The sequence below is a fragment of the Streptomyces sp. NPDC031554 genome, assembly GCF_055580685.1.
On record NZ_JBVIKX010000003.1, the window covers coordinates 645,965 to 664,749 of the forward strand.

Genomic DNA, 18,785 nt, shown 5'->3' on the forward strand with positions numbered 1-18,785 from the left:
CGCCGGTCCGTGCCGCCGGGCGGGCCGGAGGCCGCGATGCCGGGCCGCGGTCCCGCGCCGCGATGCCGGGCCGCGGTCCCGCGGCCTTGAAGGCCCGGCCGCCACCTAGCATCTTCGTCAGGAGTGACCCGGAGAACCTCAGGAGGGTGCGCCATGGCGAAGGCTGCCGAGCAGGCCGGGCGGACCAGCGTGTGGCTGGAGGGCAAGGCGCGCCGGGGGCGGGGCGGGAGCCAGCCGTCGGGACTCGACCGGGACCGGATCACCGAGGTCACCGTACGGCTGCTGGACACCGAGGGCCTGGACCGGTTCTCCATGCGCCGCCTGGCGGCCGAGCTGAACGTCACGGCGATGTCCGTCTACTGGTACGTCGACACCAAGGACGACCTGCTGGAACTCGCCCTGGACGTGGCCTTCGGCGAGCTCGTGCTGCCCGACCCGGAGACGGCGGGCGGGGACTGGCGCGAGCAGCTGCGGGCGCTGGCGTCGGCGTACCGGGCACTGCTGGTGCGGCACCCGTGGCTGTCGCCGCTGGCCGGCCGGTACCTCAACATCGGGCCGAACTCCCTGGTCTTCTCCCGCACGGTCCAGCGTGTGGTCCGCCGCACGGGCCTGCCCGACCACCGCATCACGAGCGCGATCGCGGCGGTCTTCCAGTTCGTGTACGGCTACGGCACGATCGAGGGCCACTTCTTCGGCCGGGTCGCCGACGCGGGCATGACCCCGGACGAGTACTTCCGGCACTCCCTGACCGAGGCGACCGAGGCGCCGCGTACCGCCGAGGTCGTCGAGGAGTCCCGCGCCCTCATGGCGGCCCGCGGCGGCGACACGGTCGCGGAGATGCTGGACCGCGACTTCGCCTTCGCCCTGGACCTGCTGGTGGCGGGCATCGAGGCGATGGTGGAACGCGGCTGACGCCGCGTCGGGCTCCGTCCGTCGGTGGGGGCGGTGTCGGTGGTCAGTCCTGGGGTGCGAGGTGGGCGGGGAAGCCGCCGGTGGCGACGGGGCCCCAGCGTTCGGGGGTGACCCGGATGATCGACTTGCCCTGCCTCACCATCGCCTCCCGGTACTCGTCCCAGTCGGGGTGCTCACCGGCGATGTTGCGGTAGTACTCGACCAGCGCCTCGACGGAGTCGGGCGAGTCGATGACCTCGGCGGTGCCGTCGACCTGGACCCAGGGCCCGTTCCAGTCGTCGCTCAGTACGAGCACGCTGACCCGCCGGTCCCGCTTGGCGTTGCGCGTCTTGGCCCGCTCCGGGTAGGTGGACACGACGATCCGGCCCGAGTCGTCGACCCCACAGGTCAGCGGGGAGGCCTGGGGGCCGCCGTCGGCGCGCCGGGTGAGGAGGATCGCGCGGTGCCGGGGACGGACGAAGTCCAGCAGCTCGTCGAGGGAGACGGACGTGGTGGTCGCGATGTTCGGTGCCATGGGGCCAGCGTAGGCGCCGGGGCGGCACGGGGACGGGCGCCGAGGCCGACCCCGCCGCACCCGTACCCGCGCCCGCGTCCGTCTCCCCGCCCGTGCCGGCGTTCGCGTCCCCGCCCGCGGCTACGCCTGCGGCAGCGCGTCCCCCTGCACGGCCTGGACGTCCAGTTCGACCTTGAGCGTCGTGCCGATGGCGGCGATGCCCGCCTGCACGACCTGGTTGTAGGTGATGGCGAAGTCCTCGCGGTGCAGGTCGGCCGTCGCGCGGAAGGCCGCCCGGGTGCCGCCCCAGGGGTCGGCGCCGGTGCCGAGGTAGGCGAGGTCCAGGTCGACGGGGCGGACGACGCCGCGCAGGGACAGGTCGCCGTGGACGGTCCAGCGGTCGGGGCCCACGGCCGTCAGGCCGGTCGAGCGGTAGGTGATCTCCGGGTGGGCGTCGGCGTCCAGGAAGTCCGCCGAGCGCAGGTGGGTGTCGCGCATGCCGTTGCCGGTGTCGATGGACGCGGCCCGGATCACGGCCTCCACCCGGGACCCGGCGACGTCGTCCGGGGCGATCTCCACCCTCGCCGTGAAGTCGGTGAACCGGCCGCGGACGCTGGAGATGCCCAGGTGCTGGGCGACCGCGCCGACCGTGGAGTGCGCCGGATCGACGGTCCACGGGCCGGGCGGCGGAAGTTCGGTGCCGCCCTGCCGGGCCAGCGTGACCGTGCCGATCTCGGCCCGGCCGCTCGCGGTGACCAGCGCGCTCGAGGCGGCCGGCGCGTATCCGACGGCGGTGACGATCACGGTGTACGCCCCCGGCGCCAGCGCGGTCGTGTCGCGCACGGCGCCCTCCGCGTCGGCCTCGGCGCGCAGCACCTGCGTGCCCGTGGTGTCCGCCACCGTGACGACCGCGTGCGACACGGCCCATCCGTCCCGGGTGCGGATCCTCGCGGTCAGTCCCATCTCACGCAACTCCTCGAAGAGACCGGCCCGTGGCGGGAAACCCCCGCCACGGGCCGGTGCCGTGTCGTGCTACTCGCCGGGGTGGGCGAGCGCGATGTCGTGGCCGTCCACCCCGGTGCCGGCGACGGTCAGGGCGGTGGCCACCGGCGGGTAGCCGGTCGCGATGACCGTGTAGTCGCCGCCGTCGAGGTCGGTGAAGGCGTACGCCCCGTCCACGCCGGTGGTGGCGGTGCCGACCACGTTGCCCGCCGCGTCGACGAGCGTCACGCGCGCGTCGGCCAGCGGACCGTGCGGCGCCCGGACGACGCCCTGGAGCTGCGCCCCCGCGTCGAGGACCAGCTCCACGCGGGTCACCCCGGTCGCGCCGACCTCGACGGGCAGGGCGCGCGGCCGGAACCCGGCGGCGTTGACCGCGACGGTCACGGCGCCCGGCACCAGCTCGGCGAAGGAGAACTCGCCCTGCTCACCGGTGGTCCCGGTGGCCAGCAGATCGCCCCGCACGTCGGTGACGACGACCATGGCGTGCCCGACGGGCTCGCCGGTCTCGGCGGCCCGCACGACACCTCCGAGCCCGCTGGTGCCGCTGAGCAGGATGTCGTACGCGACCGGCTCGCCGTCGACGACGATCGTGGACGCCTGCGGCTGGAACCCGTCGGCGGAGGCGATCAGGACGTACGAGCCCGCGCCCGGCGCGTCCAGCCCGTAGGAGCCGTCGGCCTGCGCGACCGAACGGCCCAGCTGCCGGCCCTCGAGGGAGATCAGCGTGACGGCGGCCTGCGGTACGGGCGCGCTCTCGGCCCCGCGGACCAGGCCGCGGACCGGGATGCCGCCGGAGGAGGCCGCGGGGACCTCGGCGGTGGCGGCGGACCGGTGCCCGGCCTCGGGACCGGCCTCGGCGGCACCGGCCTGCACGGCGGCACCGGTGAGGGCCTGCTCGCCGGCGGGAGCCCCGGCCCGGTCCCCGACGGCGGCCGGGGTCTTCGCGGGGGCGTCCTCGGAGTCCGTCTGCGCCAGCGCGCCCTGGGTCCTCAGCGGGACCTCCTTGATGAACAGGGTGATCAGGAAGGCCACCAGGGCCAGTGCGGCGGCGATCAGGAAGACGTCCGCGATGCCGTGGCCGTACGCGCTCTCCATGACCGTGCGCAGCGGCAGCGGCAGCTTGTCCATGTCGGGGATGGCGCCCCCGGAGCCGGACGCGGCGAGGGAGGCGTAGTCGGGGCCGAGGCCCGCGATGCCGTCCCGGGCGTAGTCGCCGATGCGGTGGGCCATGACGGCGCCCAGCGCCGAGACGCCGATCGCGCCGCCGAGGGAGCGGAAGAAGGTGACCGTGGAGCTGGCCGCGCCGAGGTCGGCCGGGGCCACCTGGTTCTGCGTGGACAGCACCAGGTTCTGCATCATCATGCCGATGCCGAGGCCGAGGAGGGCCATGAAGACGGCGGTCTTCCAGTACGGGGTGTCGTAGCGGATGGTGCCCAGCAGGCCGAGGCCCGCCGTGACGAGCACACCGCCGCCGACCAGCCAGGCCTTCCACTTGCCGGTGCGGGTGATGAGCTGTCCCGACACGGTGGAGGAGACGAACAGTCCGCCGATCATCGGGATCGTCAGGACACCGGACATGGTCGGCGACTCGTCGCGGGCCAGCTGGAAGTACTGGGCGAAGAAGACCGTGCCGGAGAACATCGCGACGCCGACGAACAGCGAGGCGGCGGAGGACAGCGTGATGGTGCGGTTGCGGAAGAGGCGCAGCGGGATGATCGGTTCGGCGGCCCGCGACTCGACGAGCACGAAGATCAGCCCGAGCGCGATCGAGCCCGCGACCATCGTGTACGTCTGCCAGGACAGCCAGTCGTACTTGTCACCGGCGAAGGTCACCCAGACCAGCAGCAGCGAGACCGCGGCCGAGATGAAGAACGCGCCGGCCCAGTCGACCTTGACGTCCCGCTTCACGACGGGCAGGTGCAGGGTCTTCTGCAGCACGATCAGCGCGATCACGGCGAAGGGCACGCCGACGTAGAAGCACCAGCGCCAGCCCAGCCAGCTGGTGTCGGTGATGACACCGCCGAGCAGCGGACCGCCGACGGTGGCGACGGCGAAGGTCGCGCCGAGGTAGCCGGAGTAACGTCCGCGCTCCCGCGGGGAGATCATCGCGGCCATGACGATCTGGGCGAGGGCGGAGAGGCCGCCCACGCCGATGCCCTGCACCACGCGGCAGGCGATCAGCATGCCGGGGTTCTGCGACAGGCCGGCGGCGGCCGATCCGAGGACGTAGACGACGAGCGCTATCTGGACGAGCGCCTTCTTGTCGTACAGGTCGGCGAGCTTGCCCCACAGGGGGGTGGTCGCGGTCATCGCCAGCAGGGTGGCGGTGACGACCCAGGTGTAGGCGGACTGGCCGCCGCCGAGGTCGCCGATGATCTCCGGGAGGGCGTTCGAGACGATCGTGGACGACAGGATCGCCACGAACATGCCGAGGAGCAGTCCGGAGAGGGCCTCCATGATCTGCCGGTGGGTCATCGGAGCGTCGCCGGCGGACCCTCCGCCGTGCTTCGCGTGAGCCCGCACACCGGCTGGTGTGGTCGTTGCCATGGACTTCCTTCTCTTACGTCGCTTGTTCGGGTGTACGGGTGGTCAGGTCACGTGACGGTCCACGTGGGTGTTCGCTCTCGGGAACGGGAGGGGGCCGGTGGGTCCGGTGCGGGGCGGACCGGCAGTCGCCGAAGCTGGAACGCAGCCGGGTCATCAGCCCGATGAGCTGACCGACCTCGTCGTCGGTCCAGTCGCTCAGCCGTTCCGCCAGCAGATCGGTGCTGCGCCGGGTCAGCTCGGCGAGCATCGTGTGGCCCTCCGGGGTGAGGCGCAGGATCCGCGAGCGCTTGTCCGTGGGGTCCGGGGACCGCTCGATCCAGCCCCGTTCGGCGAGATGCGCGGCGTGCCGGCTGGTCACCGACATGTCGACGGAGAGCAGCTCGGACAGGGCGCTCATGCGCAGGTCGCCGTGGCGGTCGAGCAGCGTCAGCACTCCGGCCGAACCGGGCGAGCAGTCGGCCGGAAGGATCCGCCCGAGGTCCCGCTTCACGACTCCGACGGCGCTGAGCTGACGTGCCAGTTCCTCGAACTGCGCCTGCCCTGCCATCACACCTCCCGCTTTGTTGCTTAGGGCAACCATAGAAGCGCTTGGTTGCTGCAGGCAAACAAATAGGGGGTGGGCGCCATAAAAAGTTGGCAAAGACAAGTATTGCTGGAGTAAATGCCCAGGTGGGAGAAGTGGCCGGACGGCCCGGACCGGCCGCCCCGGAGCACGCCCCCCGCTTGGGCCGCCCCGGCCGTTTTCGCTAGTGTCTCGGGGCATGGCTAACACGCAGGGCCCTCAGGGCAACCACGACCCCGCCGGCAGCACCCAGATGTTCCGGGCGTTCGTCGACGAGGGCACCCCCCAGGCATCCCGCCAGGCCCCGGCCCCGGCCGGTGGTCCTCGCATCGGCCTGATCCTGGGCGTCGTCGCGGCGGTCGCGATCGTGGCGGCGGTCGCCTGGCTGGCACTGAAGTAGCCGGCACCGAAGCAGCCGGCAGTGAAGCAGCCGGCACCGGAGTGACGGACGGGGCGGTGCGTCCCGGCGCCGTGGACCTCCCGACGGCGCCGGCCCGGGGCGGCGCCGTCGGGGCCGGGTCCGCCCGGCCGCTCCGGACGGCCCGCCCGGAGCGGGCGCGCCAAGCGCCCGCGGCCTGACCCGGGCCTCGATCCGGGGGGCCTGCCCGACGGACGCCCGCAGATCGTCCTCGCGCCCGGCGCCCGTGCCGGACCCCGTACCGACCGGCCCTCGAGCGCGCGCCCGGTTCCCCGCCCCGGTGGGCGGCGGCCTCGGGGGCGTGTCCCGGCCACCCCCTCCCGCACCGGCGCGCCCCGGACCTCCGCGTGCCTCGGCATGTCTTCGCGCGCCCGGGAGGCCCGCCGGGCGCCCCCACGGACCGTCCAGGCGCCGCGCTCGCGGACTTTCGGGGTGAGCGGCGTCCGAAGATCCCCCCGTCGGCCCGTTCGTCGCCCAGGGCGCCGATGGCGCGCGCCCCGTGGGTGACCGATCCCGAACGAACACGCTCGTCCGGTGAGTTGGGGAAAGTGATCGCCATCTCCCGCGCCACCGAGGGTCCGTGACGGAACGTCCGGTACCTTCCGCGGCCAGGACGGCCAGGACGGCCAGGACGGCCAGGACGACCCGGACGACCAGGGCCGCGTCCCCGGCGGCAGACAGGCCTCGCCCACGTACGACGACGGCCGCCGACGCGCCAGGTACGGCGCCTCGGCGGCCCTGTGCCACGTCGGCCGGCGCGTCGCGCCGGTGTCACCGGCGGTCCGCCGGAAAGGAAGCCCGCGAACGGTGGCGCGGACCCGGCGAGGGGTCCGCACCGCGGCTCAGTCGGAGATCAGGCCCTCGCGGAGCTGGGACAGGGTGCGCGTGAGGAGACGCGAGACGTGCATCTGGGAGATGCCGACCTCCTCGCCGATCTGCGACTGCGTCATGTTGGCGAAGAAGCGCAGCATGATGATCTGCCGCTCGCGCGGGGGCAGTTTGGCCAGCAGCGGCTTCAGCGACTCGCGGTACTCCACGCCCTCCAGCGCCGTGTCCTCGTAGCCGAGGCGGTCGGCGAGGGAGCCCTCGCCGCCGTCGTCCTCGGGGGCCGGCGAGTCGAGGGAGGAGGCGGTGTACGCGTTGCCGACGGCCAGGCCGTCGACCACGTCCTCCTCGGAGACGCCCAGGACCAGGGCCAGTTCGGCCACCGTCGGCGAGCGGTCCAGCTTCTGGGAGAGTTCGTCGCTGGCCTTGGTGAGGGCCAGCCGCAGCTCCTGGAGGCGGCGCGGGACGCGCACCGACCACGAGGTGTCGCGGAAGAAGCGCTTGATCTCGCCCACGACCGTCGGCATCGCGAAGGTCGGGAACTCGACGCCCCGTTCGCAGTCGAAGCGGTCGATCGCCTTGATCAGGCCGATGGTGCCGACCTGGACGATGTCCTCCATCGGCTCGTTGCGCGAGCGGAAGCGGGCCGCCGCGTACCGCACGAGCGGCAGGTTCAGCTCGATGAGCGTGTCCCGGACGTACGCGCGCTCGGGGCTCTCCTCCTCGAGTGCGGCCAGCCGCAGGAACAGGGAGCGGGACAGGGTGCGGGTGTCGATGGGTCCCGTGGCCGGGAGCGCCGGGACGGGAGCGGCCTCGAGGGCCGTGACGTCGTCGAGCACGTCGGGCTCGACGGGCGTGACGGGCTCGGTGGGCGCGGACTCGCTCTTCGTGAGCATGAGCACCTTCGAGCTGCCCTGGTCTGCGGACATGCCACCCCCTTTGGGTCGCGGGACGGTCGTGGCGAACGCTCCGGATCGAGGAACGCCAGCCTTCACCTGAATACCGGAGCCGAAGCCTCGGCAAACGCGCTTCCGGCAGAATGTCACATGTCGGCAACACGCTGTAGTGACATGTCGACATGAGAGTCACGAAGAGGCCCTGGAAAGAGGGGGTGTGACGGTTGTTCAGCGGATTTCGGCCGGGAAATGTCCCACCGGGTGATTCGCCCGCGCAGGTGACGGATCGCTTCCGCGTTCGGTCGAGGATCTTCACTCCGAAGGACCACGCGTCGCCGCCCGCCGGGGAGCCGCCGTCGCGCGTCGGGGGAGTCGTGACCGCAGGGAAGTCGTGACTGCCGCCGGGGGGTCGTGACCGCCCGGGAGCCTCCGTCGCCCGCCGGGAGGTTCCTGCCGGCCGCCGAAGGGCTGCCGTCGCCCGTGGAGGGCCCGTCGGGGGGCCGTCAGGCGTCGATGCGGTTCGCCGAGCGCAACCGCTGGAAGCTGCGCGCCAGGAGGCGCGAGACGTGCATCTGGGAGACCCCGAGTTCCGCGCTGATCTGGGACTGGGTCAGATTGCTGTAGTAGCGCAGCAGCAGGATCCGCTGCTCGCGTTCGGGGAGCTGGACCAGGAGGTGGCGGACCAGGTCGCGGTGCTCCACCCCGTCCAGCGCCGGGTCCTCGTAGCCGAGCCGGTCCAGCAGGCCGGGCAGCCCGTCGCCCTCCTGCGCGGCCTCCAGGGAGGTCGCGTGGTACGAGCGGCCGGCCTCGATGCAGGACAGTACCTCGTGCTCGGCGATGCGCAGCCGCTCGGCGATCTCGGCGGTGGTCGGCGTCCGGCCGAAGGCGGTGGTCAGGTCCTCGGTGGCGCTGTTCACCTGCACCCACAGCTCGTGCAGCCGGCGCGGGACGTGGACGGTGCGCACGTTGTCGCGGAAGTACCGTTTGATCTCGCCCACGACCGTCGGCATCGCGAAGGTCGGGAACTGCACGCCCCGGTCGGGGTCGAAGCGGTCGATGGCGTTGATGAGGCCGATGGTGCCGACCTGGACGACGTCCTCCATCGGTTCGTTGCGGGAGCGGAAGCGGCCGGCGGCGTAGCGCACGAGCGGGAGGTTGGCCTCGATGAGCGCCCCGCGCACGCGGTCGTGCTCCGGGGTGCCCGGTCTCAGGTCCTTCAGCTGGGCGAAGAGCACCTGGGTCAGTGCCCGGGTGTCGGCGCCGCGGCGCCGCTCGGGGGTCGGGGCGGGTGCCTCTTCCTGAGGCGGCGCAGTACTGGCCGACACGGTCAACGCCACCTCTTCGTCAGGTCACCTTGTTCAACTCATCCATCAAAAGCGGTCATAGCATCACAAGACATGTGCAGTGTGTGCAAGTACCCCATAAGACCGTGTTGAGGGAGAAGTTGGGCGCAGGACGCGCGAAAGCCCCCCGCCGTTCCGGCGGAGGGCTCAGTGCGGCACGGTCCGGTCCGCGCCCGGAGCCGAAACCCGCGGCGGAGCCGGTGCGGAACGTCGGACGGGAGGCCGGAGGAGAGGTCGGGCGTGATGCCGGACGGGGCGTCGGAGGAGAGGCCGGGCCGCGGTGTCAGAACGCGTAGTCGGCGACCACCCAGGTGGCGAACTCGCGCCAGAGGGCCACGCCCGCCTGGTGCGCCGGGTGTTCGAGGTACCGCTTCAGGGCTTCCGCGTCCTCGACCGCCGAGTTGATCGCGAAGTCGTAGGCGATGGGCCGGTCGCTGGTGTTCCAGCCCAGTTCCCAGAAGCGCAGTTCCTCGATCTGCCCGCCCAGGGCGCGGAAGGCCGCTTCGCCCTCCACCACCCGGGGGTCGTCGCGGGTGACGCCCTCGTCGAGCTTGAAGAGGACCAGATGGCGGATCAAGGGCACTCCCGGTGGGTGAGGCTGCCGGCTGCTACTTCGCTCCGTCGGCGAGCCAGGTGAAGAAGTCTCCGATGGCGCTGGCCGCGTCCGATATGCCCTCGAAGGCTATCTGGACGTAGTCCGCCGCCTTCTCCGGGTCCGTGATGATCACGTAGAGCACGAAGACCACGATCACGTAGACGGCGATCTTCTTGGCGTTCACCGCCACCGCGGCCTCCCTCTGAGTGCTGCCCCTGGGGCCCCCTGCTGCCGGCCGCGAGTGTAACCCTCACATCGTTTCTTCCGACCGACGCCACGACGGACGGGGTGTTCCGCGGGGGCGCCGGGCCCGCCGCACAGCAGAACACCCCCTGATCCGCGTCGCCACGGTCCAGGGGGTGTCATCAGCGGTAGCGGAGGGATTTGAACCCTCGGTGACTTGCGCCACACTCGCTTTCGAGGCGAGCTCCTTCGGCCGCTCGGACACGCTACCGAGAGAGACCTTACAACAAGGTGAGCCCCGCTTTGAAATCGGATTCACCGGGAGCGGAAGAACTCGGTGAGCAGCCGGGCGCAGTCCGCGGCCAGGACGCCCTCGATCACCTCGGGCCGGTGGTTGAGCCGGCGGTCGCGGACGACGTCCCAGAGGGAGCCGGCCGCGCCCGCCTTGTCGTCGCGGGCGCCGTAGACGACCCGGTCCACGCGGGACTGGACGAGGGCGCCCGCGCACATCGTGCACGGTTCCAGCGTGACGACGAGCGTGCAGTCCGTCAGCCGCCACCGGCCGGTCCGCGCGGCGGCCCGCCGCAGGGCCAGCACCTCCGCGTGGGCCGTGGGGTCGCCGCCCGCCTCGCGTTCGTTGTGGCCGGTGCCGAGGACGGTGGTGCCGTCGGCGGCCAGGACGACGGCACCGACGGGGACGTCGCCGCCGAGGGAGGCCAGCGCGGCCTCGTCCAGGGCGAGCCGCATCGCGGCCCGCCAGCGGTCACGTACGGGGTCGGCGGGCCGGCCCTCTCCGGTCGGTGCGGTCAGCGGACGGTCTCCAGGACCTCCGAGGCCCCGAGGGACTCGGCGATCTCGGTGAGCGCGTCCGCGGACAGCGACCTCAGTTCCTTCTCGCCGACGCCGAGGTCGTCGAGGATGCCGGCGTCGCCGACCGGGCCGTGCGGCACCGCCTCGGCCGAACCGGCGCTCGCCGCGCCGTCCTCGTCGTCGTCCTCGGCGTCACCGTCCTCGGTGCCGTCGAGGTCGAGTGCGTCGAGGACGTCGGCGTCACCCGGATCCCGGCCGAGCAGCTCGTCGGTGAGCAGGATCTCGCCGTACGAACTGCGGGCGGCGGCGCTTGCGTCGGAGACGAAGATGCGGGGGTCCTCCTCGCCGTCGATGCGGACGACCCCGAACCAGGAGTCCTCCTGCTCGATCAGCACGAGGACGGTGTCCTCGTCCGGAGAGGCCTCCCGGGCCAGGTCGGCGAGATCCGACAGGGTTTCCACATCGTCGAGCTCCGTGTCGCTCGCTTCCCACCCGTCTTCGGTGCGCGCGAGCAGTGCGGCGAAGTACACCGTGACTCTCCCACTGGTCTTAGGCGTGCCGGTTGGGGGTCCCCCCGGCGGAGGTTACGGGCGGGGAGAGCTCGGGCTCCGAGCCCCACCCACTCGGAATCGTGGCAGAAACAAGGCGTCCAGGGGACGTCTTCGGCTCCCTGTGTCCGGACGTTTTGACCGCGGGTCCACGAGGACGTCCGCAGGCAACCCACCAGCACACTCGTCGCCACCACCGCGGATCGTACGCGGCTTTGCCGCGCGGCCACGCACGCCCACCCCCGTGACGCGCGTGACGTCGGCGGTCTTCCCCACGGGTGCCGGGCGGGCCGTTACCAACGGAAGGTGCGCATGCGCATCGCGTGTCGGAGCCGGGCCGTCTTGGCGCGCCGCGGCTGGACGCGGTCGCGCAGCGCGCGGGCCTCGGCCAGCTCGCGGAGGAACTGCGCGCGTCGTCTGCGGCGCTGCGCCTCGGTCTCCGACGACTCCTCCGACGGCTTCTGCGACGGCTTCCGCAGCGGCTCCTCCGCTTGCGGCGCCGCACGCTCTGGCAGGTCACGCATTGGTCCACCACCCTGGTCCGTTCCCACCACCTTCCCTGGGCCGGGCGGTTTGATGCCGACCAACGGTTCGAGCGAGAGGGAGAGGCTCACCATGTGCGGGGACGCCGGGCCGTTCGGGCCCGGTTACTGTTGTGGACATGCGTCTCCACGTCGTCGACCACCCCTTGGTCGCCCACAAGCTCACCACGCTGCGCGACCGCCGCACGGACTCCGCGACCTTCCGTCGCCTCGCCGACGAGCTGGTCACCCTGCTCGCCTATGAGGCCACCCGGGACGTGCGCACCGAGCAGGTCGACATCATGACGCCGGTCGCCGGCACCACGGGCGTCAAGCTCGCCCGTCCGCGTCCGCTGGTGGTGCCGATCCTGCGGGCCGGTCTCGGCATGCTGGACGGCATGGTCCGGCTGCTGCCGACCGCCGAGGTGGGCTTCATGGGCATGATCCGCGACGAGCAGACCCTCCAGGCCTCCACGTACGCCACGCGCATGCCGGAGGACCTGTCCGGCCGTCAGGTGTACGTCCTGGACCCGATGCTGGCCACCGGCGGCACGCTGGTCGCCGCGATCCGCGAGCTGATCAGGCGGGGCGCCGACGACGTCACCGCGGTGGTGCTGCTGGCCGCGCCCGAGGGCGTGGAGGTCGTGGAGCGCGATCTGGCGGGCACGCCGGTCACCGTCGTCACGGCCGCCGTCGACGACCACCTCAACGAGCACGGCTACATCGTCCCGGGCCTGGGCGACGCGGGCGACCGCCTGTACGGCGCGGCCGAGTAACCCCGCCGCGCCGGTCGGGTGCGGGGCTCGGCAGCCCTTCTTCGCTCAGCAGCCCTTCTTCGTGGTCGCCGCCGGCTTCGGTGCGGCCAGGGCCGTCAGTTCCCTGGTCGCTTCCGGCACGCCGGTCAGCGCCGTGAAGCGGTTGCCGATGATCAGGTCGATCGCGGGGCCCTTGCGGGCGGCGTCGGTGCGGCGCTCGGCGGCGGTGAGCTGGGTGGCCAGCACCGGCAGCGAGGTGTTCAGCGAGGCCGCCGGGCCGAGCAGTACGCCGGTGCCGGTGACCTTCTTGTCGTACTGCGGGCCCGCGTTGCCCACGTCGCCGATCCGGAAGCCGCGCTTCTTGAGCTCGTCGGCGGTGGTCTTGGCGAGGCCGCTGCGCGTGGTGGCGTTGAAGACGTTCACGGTGATCTGCGCGGGCTTGGGCAGGACGGCCGGGGACGCCGTGGCCGCGGGGCTCGCCTTGGTCGCGCAGCCGGCCTTCGCGCCGGCCGCCGAGGCGGTGCCCCCGCCACCGGTGAAGACGTCGATCAGCTGCAGAGTGCCCCAGCCGGCCACGCCGAGCACGGCTCCGCAGGCGATGACGACGCCGGCCAGCCTGCCGCGTCGCCGGGACGGACGCATCCGGGGGTATTTGTCCCCCGTGATCCGGTATTGGCCGCCCATGCCGGGAGGAGTCAGCATGCTCATGAGCGCAGCGTAATGCGCCGGAGCGGCCATGCCTACCAGATGATCATCCGATAGTGCGCAGAGCACCCGAAAGGGCCAACCGGTCCGGGTCGGGGCGCGCGGACCCGGGCTGTTCGGGGTCGGCTCAGTCCAGTTCGAGCACGCGCGCGTGGAGCACCTGGCGCTGCTGGAGGGCGGCCCGGACCGCGCGGTGGAGCCCGTCCTCGAGATACAGGTCGCCCTGCCACTTCACGACGTGCGCGAAGAGGTCGCCGTAGAACGTGGAGTCCTCGGCGAGCAGGGTCTCCAGGTCGAGCTGCTGCTTGGTGGTCACCAGCTGATCGAGGCGGACCGGGCGCGGCGCGACGTCCGCCCACTGCCGGGTGCTTTCCCGGCCGTGGTCGGGGTACGGCCGGCCGTTTCCGATGCGCTTGAAGATCACACGGAAAGCCTACCGGTCCTGACGTTCCGGGCGCAGCCATGGCGGCGGAGTGTGGGGCCGGAAAAGAGGTGGCGAACCGGGGCACAAGGGAAGGGGCGGCTGTCGGCGGAGCCGTCGGGACCGTCCCGGGGCGTGCCGTCGCCGACCCCGGCGGCCGGCGGCGTGCGCGTCCCGCGACGGCCGTGCACAGCCTGTGGACGGAGGGCGGGGAGGTCGCGCCGGGCCGAGGCCCGGGTTCCGTGGTCCGAGGCCCGTGCGGGGCGCGAAACCCGCGGAACCGCGAAACCCGCGGAATCCGCGGCGTCGGAGGCGGCCCGGGGTCCGGGTGGCCGGAGGCGGGGGCGACGGCCGGGTGGCGGGGGGCCGGGACGGGCCGCCGCCTCCGCCGTGCCGTACGGCGGAGGCGGCGGCCCGCCTCCGCCGTGCGCGTCAGTGACCCCGGTGGTCCTCCGGGGCCGGCCGCGCCTTCTGCCGGTCGGTGGTCCTGGTCTGCGGTTTCGGTGTGCTGCGTGCGGCCTCCGCGCGCAGCAGGGCGCGCAGGACCGCGTACGGGTCTGTCGGCATGGCGTGGGTCCTGTGTCTCTCGAAGCGGTCGGCTGACGGGTCCTCGTCGGGGCGGAGCGAGGGGTCAGCAGCGCAGGACCACCGTGCGCGGGGTGTCCGGGGCGGCCGGCGGGTACGGCGGCCGGCGCGGCGCGGGCAGGAGACGGCCACGGGCGGTGGCGGGCGCCGGGTCCGGGCGGGGCTCCACGGCGCGGCGGGCGGCGGCCCCGGTGGGACGCGGGGCGTCCTGGGCGTCGTACTCGACGATCTCCGCGGCGGCCACCGGTGCGGGCGCGCGGGCCGCGGTGGGCGCGCCCGGTACCAGGACCGCGAGCAGCAGCACGAGGACCCGCAACCAGGAACGGTGGCGCGGGAGGGTTCTCGCGGTGCTGCTCATGGCTGGTCCTCTGCCCGCGACGCGCCCCGCGGTCAGCACGCCGGGCGTGAGAACCACCCGTTCGGGGCAGCGTCCGGCGGAGGCTCACACCGCGCGGGGGACCCGCCCGGCCCGGCCCCGCGTCACCCGGCCTGCCAGTACCCCAGCGCGTGCGTCCTGTCCTTCGGGACCGCCAGGTCCTTGCGGACGTACGCCGCCAGGGTCCGGGTCGTCCGGGTGTCGCAGGCGATCCACACGTACGGGTCCGGGGCGGCCGTCAGGAGGGCGGGCAGCTCGGTCCTCACGCGGTCGACCAGGTCCGTGCGGGGGGTGCGGCGGAGGTCGTGCCGGGCCGGGTCGGTGCGGAAAGGGAGGCCGTCCCCGTCGCCCTCGAACCAGATCGTGGCCGGTACGGGGCCGAGGGCGTCGAGGAGGGAGTTGATCGCGGGGAGGGAGGCCGGGTCGCCGACCGCGAGGACGCGGGAGGGGGCCGGGGCGGGCCGGACGAAGGCCGTGCCCTGCACGGTGGCCTCGATGGTGTCACCGGGCCCGGCGGTCCGCGCCCAGTCGCTGGCGGCGCCCTCGTGCAGGGCGAACTCCAGGGCGAAGGTGCCGGCCGCCGGGTCGGGGTCGACCAGGGTGTAGGCCCGCTGGTGCGGCCGGCCCGCGTTGGTGAACCACAGCCGCACCCACATCGTGGGGTGGACGCCGGTCGTGGCGAGCAGCCCGCCGTCGGTGAGGCGGAGCCGCCGGTAGTGCGGCGTGACGTCCTCGGCCCCCGTGACGGTGAGGGTGAAGTCCTTCGCCCGCATCAACTTCAGGACCGCGCCCTCCCAGCCCCTCCCCTGTGCCATGCCGCTCCACCTCTCGCGTACGATTCCCGCACAAATGATTAGGTGAGCCTAACCTAAACGTCAGAAGGGTCCCAGGGTGACGAGCGAGACGGACGGAGCCGCCCGGCGGGCGGACGGAGGAACCGGGGCCAAGAACGACACCGGGGCCGACACCGGTCCCGCGCCCGGTGCCGCGCCCGGTGAGGTCTACCGGGACGCCTGGGGCGTCCCGCACCTGCGGGCCGGCGGCGTCCTCGCCCTCGCCCGCCTCCAGGGCCGGGTCACCGCCCGCGACCGCGCCTGGCAACTGGAGGTCGAGCGGCACCGCGCGCAGGGCACCTCGGCGTCCTTCCTCGGCCCGGAGTCCCTGCCCTGGGACCGCTTCGTCCGCCGCGCCCGCCTCGACGACACCGCCCGCCGCTGCTTCACGGCCCTGCGGGCGAGCGACCCGGAGACCGCCGACTGGGTACGGGCGTACGTCGACGGGGTCAACGAAGGCCTGCGCCCGACCCCCGAGTTCACCCGCGTCGGCCTCGCTCCCGGCCGCTGGGAGCCCTGGACCCCGCTCGCCGTCTGGCTCTCCACCCACATCCTGTTCGCCGGCTTCCCCGCCAAGCTGTGGCGCGAGGAGGCCGCCCGACACCTCGGCGAGGACGCCGTGGGCCTGTTCGCCACCGACGGGCCCGGCACCTCCGGCAGCAACGGCTGGCTGGTCAGCGGCGAGCGCACGGTCACCGGGCGGGCCGTCATCGCCGGCGACCCGCACCGCTTCATCGAGGACCCCGGCGTCTACCAGCAGATCCGGCTGGCCTGCGACGAGTTCGACGTCGTCGGACTCGCCGTCCCCGGTGTCCCCGGCATCGCCCACTTCGGACACGCCGGCACGGTCGCCTGGGCCATCACCAACGCCATGGCCGACTACCAGGACCTCTACCGCGAACGCCTGCGCCGCACCGGCGCCGGCGTCGAGGCCCTCGGCCCGGACGGCGTCTGGCGGCGCGTCGCCCGGCACACCGAACTCGTCCGGGTGGCGGGGGAGGAGAGCGTCGAGGTCGAGGTGCTGGAGACCGAACGCGGCCCGGTGATCGCGGGCGGCCCCGAGGGCCTCGACGACGGAAGTCCCGGCGGCACCGACGACGCCACCCCCCTCGCGATCGCCCTGCGCCACCCGCCCCGCGTCACCGGCGACCTCGGCTTCTCCGCCCTGCTCCCCCTGCTGCGGGCCCGCCGGACCGCCGACGTCGACCGCGCCCTCGACCTCTGGGCCGAGCCGGTCAACGTCGTCCAGGCCGCCGACACCGAGGGCGGCCTGCTGCACCGGGTCGCGGGCCGCGTGCCCGTGCGCGCGCGGGCCAACCGCACCCGCGTGGTGCCGGCCTGGGAGCCCGGCCACGAGTGGACCGGCTGGCACGAGATGCCCCGCGCCGGACTCACCGACGGCGTCGCCGTCATGGCCAACCAGCGCGGACCGGCCGCCGCCCTGGGCGTCGAGTTCGCCCCGCCGCACCGCGCCGACCGCATCCACGCGCTGCTCGGCCGGCGCCGCCGGTGGTCGTCGTCGGACATGCCGGCCATCCACACCGACACCCACCTCGCCTCCGCCGCACCCCTGCTGGACCACCTGGCCGCCCTCGACGGCCTGAGCCCCGCGGCGGCCGGCCTGCGGACGCGGCTCCTCGACTGGGACCGCCGCATGGACGCGGACAGCCGGGAAGCGGCGCGGTTCGCGGCCGTGCGCGGTGCGCTCGTGCGCCGCCTCGCCGCCGAACCCGTCTTCGCCGCGCTCACCACCCCGCCCGCCTACCCCGAGGTCCTCCTGCCCTGGCTGGCCCTCGTCCCCCGCATCGGCTACGCCCTCGAACACCTCCTGCGCGCCGAGGAGCTGTACGGCATCGACCGGCCGAAGCTGGTGCGGGAAGCCCTCGAGGAGGTCGCCGTACAGCCGGACGCCCGCTGGGGCGACACCCACCGCCTCGCCCCGTGGCGGGCCCTGCCCGACCCCTCGCGGGAGGCCCCCGCCCTCTCCGGCGACCACGACTGCGTGTTGTGCACCTCCGCCGTGCCCGGCTGGACCGACCTCGCCGCCCGCGGCCCGGCCGCCCGCTACGTCTGGGACCTGGCCCGCCGCGAGGACAGCCGCTGGATCGTGCCCCACGGCGCCTGTGGACACCCCGACAGCCCCCACCACCACGATCAGCTGCCCCTCTGGCTCACGGGCGAGCTGGCCCCGGTCGTCACCGACTGGGCGCACCTGACGAAGGAGAACGATGACTGACGCGAACGCCCGCCACGTCCACGTGGAGGAAGCCGAAGGCTTCGGCACCGTCCGCATCCGGCCCCTGGACGCCGGGACCGACGCGGCGGTCGTGCACGGCTGGGTCAGCGAGGAACGGGCCGTGTTCTGGGGCATGAACGGCCTGACGGTGGACCAGGTCGCCGACGTCTACGCCCACATGGCCGGCCTCGAGACCCACCACGCCTTCCTCGTCGAGCTGGAGGGCGAGCCCGTCGCCGTGCTCCAGACGTACGAGCCGTCGCACGACCGGGTCGGCGAGTGCTACGAGGTCGAGCCCGGGGACGTCGGCGTCCACGTGCTGCTCGCCCCGGCCGGGGAGCGGGGCGCGCGGCCGGGCTGGTCGGCGGCGCTGATGGGGGTGCTCGCGTCGTACGTGCTGGTGGGGATGGACCGGCGGCGGGTCGTGGTCGACCCGGACGTGCGCAACGAGAAGGCCCTCGCCCGCTTCCTCCGCCAGGGCTTCGAGAGCGGACCGGTGGTCACCCTCCCGGAGATCGACCTGCCGGACGTGTACCTGCCGGAGAAGAAGGCCCGACTCGCCTTCCTCAGGCGGGAGGTAGCCTTCCCCGGGTGACCCCCGAGGACCTCGTCGCCCACTACGGTCTGGAGCCGATCCCCCGCGAGGGCGGCCTGTTCCGCCGCACCTGGGCCGGCCCCGGACTGCCGGACGGCACCCCCGCCGGAACCGCGATCGTCGCCCTGCTCACCGCGGACGACTTCTCGGCCCTGCACCGCCTGCCCGGCGACGAGATCTGGCACTTCTACCTCGGCGACCCGCTGGAACTGCTGCTCCTCGCCCCCGACGGGACCTCCCGCACCGCCGTGCTCGGCCCGGACGTCCTCGGCGGCCAGCACCCGCAGTTCACCGTCCCCGCGCGCACCTGGATGGGCGCGCGGGTGACGCCCGGCGGCGCCTGGGCCTTCTTCGGCTGCACCATGGCCCCCGGCTTCACCTACGAGACCTACGAACACGGCGACGCCGCCGCGCTGACGGCGCGCCACCCGGACCGGGCCGCCGACATCGCGCGGTTGTGCCGTCCGTGACCCCCGGCGGCCCGGCCCGGCCGCCCCGAGGACACCGGCGACGCCCGTGACGCCCGTGACGCCCGTGTCCTTTCCGTCTCCCGGACCCCGGACACGTCCCGGTGGGGGGCTGGCGGGGCACCGGCCCGCCCCGGCCGGTGAGCAGGAAGGCCGC

At 73.6% G+C, this 18,785-nt stretch carries 22 protein-coding genes and 1 tRNA gene; 6 read left to right on the top strand and 17 right to left on the bottom strand.

Annotated features, from left to right (window positions below; translation table 11 throughout):
- Positions 1 to 153: 153 nt before the first annotated feature.
- On the top strand, positions 154 to 912 hold the full coding sequence (locus tag ACZ5FU_RS11540; protein WP_451529233.1) for a TetR/AcrR family transcriptional regulator: 759 nt from the start codon (positions 154 to 156) through the stop codon (positions 910 to 912).
- A gap of 43 nt (positions 913 to 955) precedes the next feature.
- Here the strand turns inward: ACZ5FU_RS11540 and ACZ5FU_RS11545 are convergent, their stop codons facing one another.
- From ACZ5FU_RS11545 to ACZ5FU_RS11560, 4 genes are all read right to left on the bottom strand, one after another.
- Complete coding sequence (locus ACZ5FU_RS11545) at positions 956 to 1,426, bottom strand: PPOX class F420-dependent oxidoreductase (RefSeq protein WP_451529232.1); 471 nt, start codon at positions 1,424 to 1,426, stop codon at positions 956 to 958.
- Between the two features lie 120 nt (positions 1,427 to 1,546).
- Positions 1,547 to 2,368 (bottom strand): YceI family protein, encoded by an 822-nt coding sequence (locus ACZ5FU_RS11550; protein WP_451529231.1) that lies wholly within the window; start codon positions 2,366 to 2,368, stop codon positions 1,547 to 1,549.
- A gap of 69 nt (positions 2,369 to 2,437) precedes the next feature.
- On the bottom strand, positions 2,438 to 4,882 hold the full coding sequence (locus ACZ5FU_RS11555; RefSeq protein WP_468645547.1) for an MFS transporter: 2,445 nt from the start codon (positions 4,880 to 4,882) through the stop codon (positions 2,438 to 2,440).
- Positions 4,883 to 4,967: 85 nt separating this feature from the next.
- The gene (locus tag ACZ5FU_RS11560) at positions 4,968 to 5,501 is read right to left on the bottom strand and encodes a MarR family winged helix-turn-helix transcriptional regulator (protein WP_451529229.1); all 534 of its coding nucleotides are present in this window, start codon (positions 5,499 to 5,501) and stop codon (positions 4,968 to 4,970) included.
- A gap of 214 nt (positions 5,502 to 5,715) precedes the next feature.
- Between ACZ5FU_RS11560 and ACZ5FU_RS11565 the strand changes: the two genes are divergently transcribed.
- Positions 5,716 to 5,916 carry a hypothetical protein gene (locus ACZ5FU_RS11565; protein WP_451529228.1) on the top strand — a complete coding sequence of 67 codons (201 nt, stop codon included), beginning with the start codon at positions 5,716 to 5,718 and terminating at the stop codon, positions 5,914 to 5,916.
- A gap of 860 nt (positions 5,917 to 6,776) precedes the next feature.
- Here ACZ5FU_RS11565 and ACZ5FU_RS11570 read toward each other — a convergent pair.
- From ACZ5FU_RS11570 to ACZ5FU_RS11605, 8 genes are all read right to left on the bottom strand, one after another.
- Complete coding sequence (locus tag ACZ5FU_RS11570) at positions 6,777 to 7,688, bottom strand: RNA polymerase sigma factor SigF (RefSeq protein WP_451529227.1); 912 nt, start codon at positions 7,686 to 7,688, stop codon at positions 6,777 to 6,779.
- Positions 7,689 to 8,158: 470 nt separating this feature from the next.
- On the bottom strand, positions 8,159 to 8,986 hold the full coding sequence (locus tag ACZ5FU_RS11575; protein WP_366060234.1) for an RNA polymerase sigma factor SigF: 828 nt from the start codon (positions 8,984 to 8,986) through the stop codon (positions 8,159 to 8,161).
- 295 nt (positions 8,987 to 9,281) lie between these two features.
- Entirely contained in the window at positions 9,282 to 9,575 is a 294-nt protein-coding gene (locus ACZ5FU_RS11580; RefSeq protein ID WP_451529226.1) for a Dabb family protein, read from the bottom strand.
- Positions 9,576 to 9,606: 31 nt separating this feature from the next.
- Positions 9,607 to 9,783 carry a hypothetical protein gene (locus tag ACZ5FU_RS11585; protein WP_363090862.1) on the bottom strand — a complete coding sequence of 59 codons (177 nt, stop codon included), beginning with the start codon at positions 9,781 to 9,783 and terminating at the stop codon, positions 9,607 to 9,609.
- Positions 9,784 to 9,962: 179 nt separating this feature from the next.
- A tRNA-Ser gene (locus ACZ5FU_RS11590) sits at positions 9,963 to 10,047 on the bottom strand.
- Between the two features lie 44 nt (positions 10,048 to 10,091).
- Positions 10,092 to 10,523 carry a tRNA adenosine(34) deaminase TadA gene (gene tadA, locus ACZ5FU_RS11595; RefSeq protein ID WP_451529225.1) on the bottom strand — a complete coding sequence of 144 codons (432 nt, stop codon included), beginning with the start codon at positions 10,521 to 10,523 and terminating at the stop codon, positions 10,092 to 10,094.
- 59 nt (positions 10,524 to 10,582) lie between these two features.
- On the bottom strand, positions 10,583 to 11,116 hold the full coding sequence (locus ACZ5FU_RS11600; RefSeq protein WP_451529224.1) for a tRNA adenosine deaminase-associated protein: 534 nt from the start codon (positions 11,114 to 11,116) through the stop codon (positions 10,583 to 10,585).
- Positions 11,117 to 11,427: 311 nt separating this feature from the next.
- A complete protein-coding gene (locus ACZ5FU_RS11605; protein ID WP_451529223.1) occupies positions 11,428 to 11,658 on the bottom strand; it encodes a hypothetical protein in 231 nt (76 codons plus the stop codon).
- Positions 11,659 to 11,795: 137 nt separating this feature from the next.
- On the opposite strand from ACZ5FU_RS11605, the gene upp reads away from it, so the two are divergent.
- Positions 11,796 to 12,431, top strand: a complete 636-nt coding sequence (gene upp, locus ACZ5FU_RS11610) for a uracil phosphoribosyltransferase (protein WP_382782575.1) — start codon at positions 11,796 to 11,798, stop codon at positions 12,429 to 12,431.
- 45 nt (positions 12,432 to 12,476) lie between these two features.
- On the opposite strand, the gene ACZ5FU_RS11615 is transcribed toward upp, so the two are convergent.
- The 5 genes from ACZ5FU_RS11615 to ACZ5FU_RS11635 form a co-directional block, all read right to left on the bottom strand.
- Entirely contained in the window at positions 12,477 to 13,094 is a 618-nt protein-coding gene (locus tag ACZ5FU_RS11615; RefSeq protein WP_451529243.1) for a LytR C-terminal domain-containing protein, read from the bottom strand.
- A 148-nt stretch (positions 13,095 to 13,242) separates the two neighbouring features.
- Positions 13,243 to 13,539, bottom strand: coding sequence for a type II toxin-antitoxin system VapB family antitoxin (locus ACZ5FU_RS11620; protein ID WP_004943146.1), 297 nt, complete (start codon positions 13,537 to 13,539; stop codon positions 13,243 to 13,245).
- Positions 13,540 to 13,968: 429 nt separating this feature from the next.
- On the bottom strand, positions 13,969 to 14,103 hold the full coding sequence (locus ACZ5FU_RS11625; RefSeq protein ID WP_451529222.1) for a hypothetical protein: 135 nt from the start codon (positions 14,101 to 14,103) through the stop codon (positions 13,969 to 13,971).
- Positions 14,104 to 14,167: 64 nt separating this feature from the next.
- Complete coding sequence (locus ACZ5FU_RS11630) at positions 14,168 to 14,479, bottom strand: hypothetical protein (protein WP_468833925.1); 312 nt, start codon at positions 14,477 to 14,479, stop codon at positions 14,168 to 14,170.
- 122 nt (positions 14,480 to 14,601) lie between these two features.
- Positions 14,602 to 15,312, bottom strand: coding sequence for a siderophore-interacting protein (locus tag ACZ5FU_RS11635; RefSeq protein WP_451780543.1), 711 nt, complete (start codon positions 15,310 to 15,312; stop codon positions 14,602 to 14,604).
- Between the two features lie 214 nt (positions 15,313 to 15,526).
- On the opposite strand from ACZ5FU_RS11635, the gene ACZ5FU_RS11640 reads away from it, so the two are divergent.
- Genes ACZ5FU_RS11640 through ACZ5FU_RS11650 form a run of 3 tightly spaced genes read left to right on the top strand, consistent with a single transcriptional unit; the run spans position 15,527 to position 18,631 of the window.
- Positions 15,527 to 17,566, top strand: coding sequence for a penicillin acylase family protein (locus ACZ5FU_RS11640; protein ID WP_468645545.1), 2,040 nt, complete (start codon positions 15,527 to 15,529; stop codon positions 17,564 to 17,566).
- Positions 17,559 to 18,161 carry a GNAT family N-acetyltransferase gene (locus tag ACZ5FU_RS11645; RefSeq protein WP_451780541.1) on the top strand — a complete coding sequence of 201 codons (603 nt, stop codon included), beginning with the start codon at positions 17,559 to 17,561 and terminating at the stop codon, positions 18,159 to 18,161. The genes ACZ5FU_RS11640 and ACZ5FU_RS11645 overlap by 8 nt, the downstream gene beginning before the upstream one ends.
- Positions 18,158 to 18,631, top strand: a complete 474-nt coding sequence (locus ACZ5FU_RS11650; RefSeq protein ID WP_451780539.1) for a cupin domain-containing protein — start codon at positions 18,158 to 18,160, stop codon at positions 18,629 to 18,631. The genes ACZ5FU_RS11645 and ACZ5FU_RS11650 overlap by 4 nt, the downstream gene beginning before the upstream one ends.
- Positions 18,632 to 18,785: the final 154 nt, after the last annotated feature.